This is a genomic window from Plectonema radiosum NIES-515 (genome assembly GCF_025753815.1).
Lineage (GTDB): Bacteria > Cyanobacteriota > Cyanobacteriia > Cyanobacteriales > Nostocaceae > Hassallia > Hassallia radiosum_A.
Window position 1 is genome coordinate 1 of the sequence record NZ_JAOWRF010000095.1, and the last position, 7,090, is coordinate 7,090.

Consider the following 7,090-nt stretch of genomic DNA (forward strand, 5'->3'; position numbering starts at 1 on the left):
CTTAGTAAATCGTCGGATTGAAATTACACCACCGCCTGGATTGTTAGAAGTTAATAATGTGGTGAAAACAAATGTAGAGACGTAGCATTGCTACGTCTGTTGGGGTTCTGGATAACTCCCTATTTTCAAGGTAGCGATCGCACGATATGGTATAATTGTCCTTGGGGAAAGCGATACCAAATAGCCATCGCTATTTGGGCTTGACAATCGCATCGGACAGCATAACGAAACCAGCATATCTGGAAACAGCGATCGCCTTCAGAAGTTAAAAGCCACGTTTTTTCATAGCGGACTAAATCGCTTTCCTTATCAGAAGTTGTTTTTTCCAGGGAATTAGCTCATGCGATCGCATCTTCTTGATGTTTCTTGATACCCTGTGGTAAATACCTTTCTGCATATTGCCAAAATAAAGCCGTAAAATCTTTCCCTAACACCAGAAAGTGCAGACTGGATGTGAGAATAGCGATCGCACAGCACATCACTAATAAACCTCTCCGAAAATTAAATATGCGTTGTCCACAACCCTTGTAGAGACGCGAAATTTCGCGTCTCTACATTGTTTTCTGGAGATGTCTAATAGACATCGACCCAATAGACATCTCCAGAAATTAATTATGCGTTACCCGAAACCTTTGTAGAGACGTGAAATTTCACGTCTCTACATTGTTTTCTGGAGATGTCTAATTTAATTATGCGCTACCCGAAACCCTTGATTAGACGTAGCTAGCTTACGTCTCTACGTCTTTTATGGAGATGCCTAATAGACATCTCCATAAATGAACTATACGTTGTCCAAACCCTTGATTAGACGTAAGCTAGCTTACGTCTCTACGTCATTTATGGAGATGCCTAATAGACATCTCCATAAATGAACTATGCATTGTCCAAACCCTTGTATAGACGCGATCGTCCGAAGTCACAATAATTGTTTTCTGGAGATGTCTAATACACCCAAAATACCAATCAGCTTATATATCGGCATTTCTGCTTCTGAGTTTGGGATCTCTTTACCAACACGAATTCTATTTGTCAAGGGAATAAGTTGAAACTCCACCTTCTATACCTGAGTCAATTTTGACACCAGATAGCTTTGTACCACAAGCTTTACAAAATTTAGCGTCTGCATCGTGAAAAGCTAAACCACAACCCGGACAAAGTGTTTCTACTTGATTAACAGATTTTACCAACCGTTTAATTAAATCACCCACCTGCCAAGGAATGAGCGCAATACCTGTTAAAATCATCGATACTGTCAATAAGCGACCTAATTCAGAAATGGGTGTAACGTCACCAAATCCCACAGTTGTCATGGTGACAATCGAAAAGTAAAATGCATCCAAAAAAGTCCGAAATACTTTCGGGTTAACTGGATGCTCAACTTGATAAATTAAACCTGAATAAACAAATATTATTGTAAATAACGTAAATAATATCCGTCCAAAAATTAGACCATCTGCGGTGTTAATTTTCCCAAAAAAAGATTTTTTATCTAGAAACCTGACTAACCGTAAAATTCTAAACCATCGCAACAACCGAATAAAGCTAATATCAGCCGTTCCCAGAAAAAATGGCAAAATAGCCATTAAATCAATAATCGAGTAAAAGCTAAAAATATACTTAATTTTGTTGTCTGTACTCCACAACCGGAGTGCATATTCTACAGCGAAAATTATCAAGATTACGGTATCTAGGATATTTAATTCAAATCTAACTGCATTAGGAATAGTATAAGTTTCTGCTACAAATATTACTGAAGACAGTAGAACTAATCCCGCAATTGTGAGATTAATTGCTTTACCTACAGGTGTTTCTAAGTCTGTTAAGTAGAATGCTGTTTTTTTTCGTAAAAGTAACATTTTTGACAAGTTGCTTGTAAATAACTTTACGAATGATTAGAATAATAGGGATTGCCAACTCTAGGTTAACTTACAAATATAAAATTGTCCCATTTTTAATTATTTATGAAACGTGAAGATTTTATGCGCCTAGCGTTAGAAGAAGCAAAAATCTGGGAACCTCTGGGGAAACCTTTACGGTTCTCTGCGTTGAAAAATATATAATTCCGATCTAGACGCATTCGTCGTTTGTTTAGCGTCTCCCACAGGAGAAGACGTTCCCCCAGGGTAGACGCAGAGAAAGAAAATTTTTAATTATTTAAATAAGCCGAAAACGTGTTGGCAAAAATCGCGGCTTGAGTGCGATCGCGTAAATTTAATCGATTCAAAATGTTTGTGACGTGATTTTTCACCGTTCCCTCAGAAATGTATAATTTCTGAGCAATTTCTCTATTATTTGCACCTGTTGCAATTAACTGCAAAACCTCTTTTTCTCTAGGGGTAAGTTCAGCTAAACTAGGTGGTAGTGGGGGTAATTGAGATACCGTTACTGCGGGAAACTGAGTGAACAGTTTTTTGACTATTCCTGGTCCTAGTTGAGTATATCCTTTGTGGACGGCGCGAATTGCCACAGCTAATTCTTCAGAAGGTGTATCTTTCAGTAAATAACCCATTGCTCCATTCTGCAATGCCGCTGTCACATATTCATCATCATCAAAAGTTGTCAGCACTAAAACTTTGACTTTGGCAAAACGCTTGTGAATTTCTCGCGTGGCTGCTACTCCATCCATAATTGGCATTCTTACATCCATTAATACCACATCTGGTGACAATTTAGCAATAATATTAATTGCGTCTTCACCGTTTTCCGCTTCCCCAATAACTTCTAAATCTGCTTCTAATTCCAATAATGCTTTTAATCCTTGACGAATTAAATTTTGGTCATCTACAATTAACACTTTAATCATATCTATTTGATGTTAGTAAATTGCATGAAAAACCTGATATTATCCATAATTACTATTTATTTCATTGGCAAATATGAGGGTTCGTTGAAAAATATAACTAAAATATGATGACTATAATATTAATATGGTTACGAGGAAAAAGGAATATCAACTATAATCTGACAACCGAAACCGGGAGCGCTGTTAATTTTAAATTCACCTCCTCGTGCTAAAGTGCGATCGCGCATACTTTGCAATCCAAAACCAGTTGTATTTTGTTCTACATCAAATCCTCTACCATTATCTTCAATTATTAAATTTAGATTTTTTCTCGTAATTAATTGTATTTTAATTTCCGTAGCATTTGCATATTTAGAAATGTTTGTTAATGATTCTTGAATAATCCGATAAACAGCGGTGCTAATTTCTGGTGGTAGGGGATAAGGGAGGTCAATTTGACAAATTGGCACAACACCAGTTGAGCGATAAAATATAGCTGCAAGTAGAGCGATCGCTTCTTCTAAAGATTCAGACTGCCAAGGGTGAGAGCGCATTGTCGAAACTGATTGTCGCACATCTTGCAATGCTTTGGAACCTAATTCTTTTGCTCTAGCCAAGAAACTTTGAGCCTTGGTAGGATTAGATTGCCATAATTTTAAAGCAGTTTCCAATTGTAGATTCAAAGCAGTGAGAGAATGTCCTAAAGAATCATGAATTTCTCGTGCAATGCGGTTACGTTCTTCGAGAGTAGCTTGATTTTCAATTTTCAGGGCATATTGACGCAGCTTTTCGTTAGCGATCGCTAGTTTTTCTCGACTTTGCCGTTCAGATAATACTGCATTCATTAATAACAATACGAAGACTAAAGCTAATCCAAAAGAAAGCATAAAACTTAATGTCAAAAACCAAAAGCGCTCTTGTGCCCTTGGTGGTAATGGAAATCGGTTAAACCGCTGTGATAGGGTTATTAAAATTAATAAAAAGGATAAACTGGCAACTACTAAACGACCAGTAAACTGAAATATTAAGCAACTGCGAGTTACTATAATCATGTTAATAAAGGGAAATAATCGAGCAGTTCCACCCCCTAAAAAAGCAGTTATTAAAATTAAGATTATTTCCAGAGCCGTATACAGTAATTTATTTCTTTGATTACTTGTAGGCAATCTTAAGCCCATTAAACCAAAAATTGCCAGACAAGCAATTGTCAGTTCCGGAAAATTGGTCTGAAATCGCTCAGATCGAAATGGAAAAACTGCGCTGATAGCAGAAAAAGCGAGTAATATCCATTCTAAATAAAGCAAAAATCGAAAAGGATGATTTTGAAATTCAATTGGGCGACTCATGAGTTGTGATACTTTAGTAATTAGTCAAAAGTAAAAAGTAAAAAAAAATTGCTTTTAACTGTTGAGACGCGAAATTTCTTCTCTCTACAATTTCTAACTCCTAACTTACACAAATTACTAGTCACATTTATCAAATTTTAATCATGACTTAAGTCATGGGTTTATTCGTGACTTTTTACGCATGTCGTTGCCACAGAGACATTTATATGATGGTGATAGCAGAGAAGCAAAGCCAAAAACTAATAAATGAAACTTAAAAATTTATCCTTGATAGCAGGAGCGATTGCCCTCAGTTTAAGTGCAACCCCTTTCGTCGTCAACGCCCAAAAAATATCGCAAACACCAACACAAGTTAAATCAGATCGCAATGGTCCATTTGAACGCTTGGGACTAACGGATGCACAAAAAACGCAAATTAAAGACATTCGCAGCAATAGCCGTGCTCAAATGGAAGCAATTCTGACCTCAGAACAAAAACAACAGCTAGAAGCCGCAAAACAAGCACATCAGGGTCAATCTCGGCAAGAAAGAGGTCAAGGTCAGCGTCCCAAGAGGGGTTTTGCTTCTTTAAATCTAACTGAAGAACAGAAAACCAAGATGCGCGAAATTAGGGAATCAGAGAAAAATCAGATCCAAGCAATCTTAACTCCTGAACAGCAGCAAAAATTCCAGGAATTTAAAGATAACATGCGATCGCGTCGTCAACGACCCAATTCAAGCAACTAATTAACCTTAAGCCCTGATATTAGCTTGATTGTGATGGAAATTATCTCTGCCACAATCAAGCTTGGTGATGACAACCAACCGATAAAAAATATAACTTTAGCCATAAATACTTGTATTCGTCATTCTCCCGGACGTAGTGATTAATTTGGGATTCTATAATAGTTGAAGATAAACTGGAGAGATCCACGAGGCAATAAATGAAGTTCAAAAACCTATCACTGATAGCAGGAGCGTTAACGAAGTGTGCGCCTTCTTGCGCTCTCGCCCTAAGTTTAACGGCAGTTCCTTTCTCGGTCAAGGCAGAAATCTCTAAGAGCGCACCAATTCAACTTGCCCAAAATCCACCAGCCAAACCTCCTGCTCAACGTGGTATCAAACTCACACCGGAACAACAAACTGAATTTAGGAAGATTGATAACGGTATTCGTGACCAAGTAAAGAAACTGATGACACCACAGCAACTCCAACAAATCCAAACCGCTATAGACTCAGGTAAATCTCAGCGCGAAGCTTTTGGGGCAATAAATTTTACCCCAGAACAGCAAGCCGAATTGCAGAAAATTTTCATAACCTCACAACAACAAAGAGAAGCTTTGCTGACTACTGACCAAAAAGCACAATTAGCGCGATTGCGTCAGCAAAATTCCGTTCCTACTACTTCAGTACCTAAAAAATAATCAATTTCCTCATTCCTAAATAACTTCAGGGTACATTATCTACCTTTCATAGCGATCGCCTAATTAACATGTACAGGCGATCGCTTGTTTTTTGTAGCTAGTATGACAAATTCAATTATTTTGATTGTTAAACTTATCACACATTTCTTTAAGTATTTTCAAATAATATTCTTAAAGACTTATTGTTTGCTTATTTGAATTGAAAAGGGGACTAGGGACTGGGGACTGGGGAAACTTGGATCATTGTAGGCATTGAACCAAGTTTTATCGCCAAATTTAACAATCAGCAATATAAATTAGGACTTACGCAAAAACCAAGATCGCTCCTCTTATTTCTCTGTGTTCTCTGTGCCCTCTGCGGTTCGTTTTTCCGTGACTTGTGCGTAAGTCCTGTAAATATCCTCGCATTCGGGCAATCTAGCAGGAGAAAATGATGAAGAAAAACTTTGCAACCATCGACGGCAATGAGGCTGTTGCCCGTGTTGCTTATCGATTAAATGAAGTAATTGCCATTTATCCCATCACCCCCTCCTCAGCAATGGGTGAATGGGCAGATGCATGGTCTTCTGAAAGCCACCCTAACTTGTGGGGTACTGTGCCGAGTGTGATTCAGATGCAGAGCGAAGGTGGAGCTGCTGCTGCGGTACATGGAGCATTACAAACAGGTTCCCTGACTACCACCTTCACAGCATCTCAGGGATTATTGTTGATGATTCCCAACCTCTACAAAATCGCTGGGGAACTGACTAGCGCTGTGATTCACGTTGCTGCACGTTCTTTGGCTACCCACGCATTATCAATTTTTGGCGACCAAAGTGATGTGATGGCAGCGCGTGCTACTGGCTTTGCGATGCTGTGTTCTGCCTCAGTGCAGGAAAGTCAAGATTTTGCCCTGATTGCTCACGCTGCCACCTTAGAAGCGCGAGTGCCGTTTCTGCACTTCTTTGACGGTTTCCGCACCTCTCATGAAGTGCAAAAAGTCGAATTGCTGGAAGACGAGGATTTGCGATCGCTCATTAACGACAATCTCATATTCGCTCACCGTGCCCGCTCTCTCACCCCAGACCGTCCAGTATTGCGAGGTACGGCTCAAAACCCCGATGTCTACTTTCAGTCCCGCGAAGCCGCTAACTTATACTACAACGCTTGTCCAGATATTGTTCAGCGAATCATGGATAAATTAGGCGATCGCACTGGACGACATTACCAAATCTTTGAATATCACGGTGCCCTTGATGCAGAACGTGTCATTATACTTATGGGTTCCGGCTGTGAGACAGTACACGAAACCGTAGATTATCTTAACAACCGTGGGGAAAAAGTAGGTGTCCTCAAAGTCAGATTATACCGTCCCTTTGACGCAATCGGGTTTGTTAATGCCCTGCCAAAGAATGTGAGAGCGATCGCAGTCCTCGACCGCACCAAAGAACCAGGTAGCGCCGGTGAACCTTTATATTTGGATGTAGTCGCTGCCATCCATGAAGAATGGCAACCCCCCGTAGAGACGTTCCGATGGAACGTCTCTCCCCCCCACCGGAACGTCTCTCCCCCCCACCGGA

The 7,090-nt window shown here is 39.5% G+C and carries 7 protein-coding genes and 1 pseudogene; 3 read left to right on the top strand and 5 right to left on the bottom strand.

Annotated elements, in window-relative coordinates:
* Positions 1–90: 90 nt before the first annotated feature.
* The 5 genes from OGM63_RS06300 to OGM63_RS06320 form a co-directional block, all read right to left on the bottom strand.
* Positions 91–237 carry a hypothetical protein gene (locus OGM63_RS06300; RefSeq protein ID WP_263744648.1) on the bottom strand — a complete coding sequence of 49 codons (147 nt, stop codon included), beginning with the start codon at positions 235–237 and terminating at the stop codon, positions 91–93.
* 101 nt (positions 238–338) lie between these two features.
* Positions 339–482: a hypothetical protein gene (locus OGM63_RS06305; RefSeq protein ID WP_263744649.1), complete on the bottom strand. Its 144-nt coding sequence runs from the start codon at positions 480–482 to the stop codon at positions 339–341.
* A 540-nt stretch (positions 483–1,022) separates the two neighbouring features.
* Entirely contained in the window at positions 1,023–1,856 is an 834-nt protein-coding gene (locus OGM63_RS06310; RefSeq protein WP_263744650.1) for an ion transporter, read from the bottom strand.
* A 290-nt stretch (positions 1,857–2,146) separates the two neighbouring features.
* Positions 2,147–2,803 (bottom strand): response regulator, encoded by a 657-nt coding sequence (locus OGM63_RS06315; RefSeq protein WP_263744651.1) that lies wholly within the window; start codon positions 2,801–2,803, stop codon positions 2,147–2,149.
* 128 nt (positions 2,804–2,931) lie between these two features.
* Positions 2,932–4,128, bottom strand: a complete 1,197-nt coding sequence (locus tag OGM63_RS06320) for a sensor histidine kinase (RefSeq protein ID WP_263744652.1) — start codon at positions 4,126–4,128, stop codon at positions 2,932–2,934.
* A gap of 246 nt (positions 4,129–4,374) precedes the next feature.
* Between OGM63_RS06320 and OGM63_RS06325 the strand changes: the two genes are divergently transcribed.
* The 3 genes and pseudogenes from OGM63_RS06325 to OGM63_RS06335 form a co-directional block, all read left to right on the top strand.
* On the top strand, positions 4,375–4,854 hold the full coding sequence (locus OGM63_RS06325; RefSeq protein ID WP_263744653.1) for a Spy/CpxP family protein refolding chaperone: 480 nt from the start codon (positions 4,375–4,377) through the stop codon (positions 4,852–4,854).
* Positions 4,855–5,051: 197 nt separating this feature from the next.
* Positions 5,052–5,531, top strand: coding sequence for a hypothetical protein (locus OGM63_RS06330; protein WP_263744654.1), 480 nt, complete (start codon positions 5,052–5,054; stop codon positions 5,529–5,531).
* A 430-nt stretch (positions 5,532–5,961) separates the two neighbouring features.
* Positions 5,962–7,090 (top strand): annotated as a pseudogene (locus OGM63_RS06335) (pyruvate:ferredoxin (flavodoxin) oxidoreductase); the annotation flags it as partial.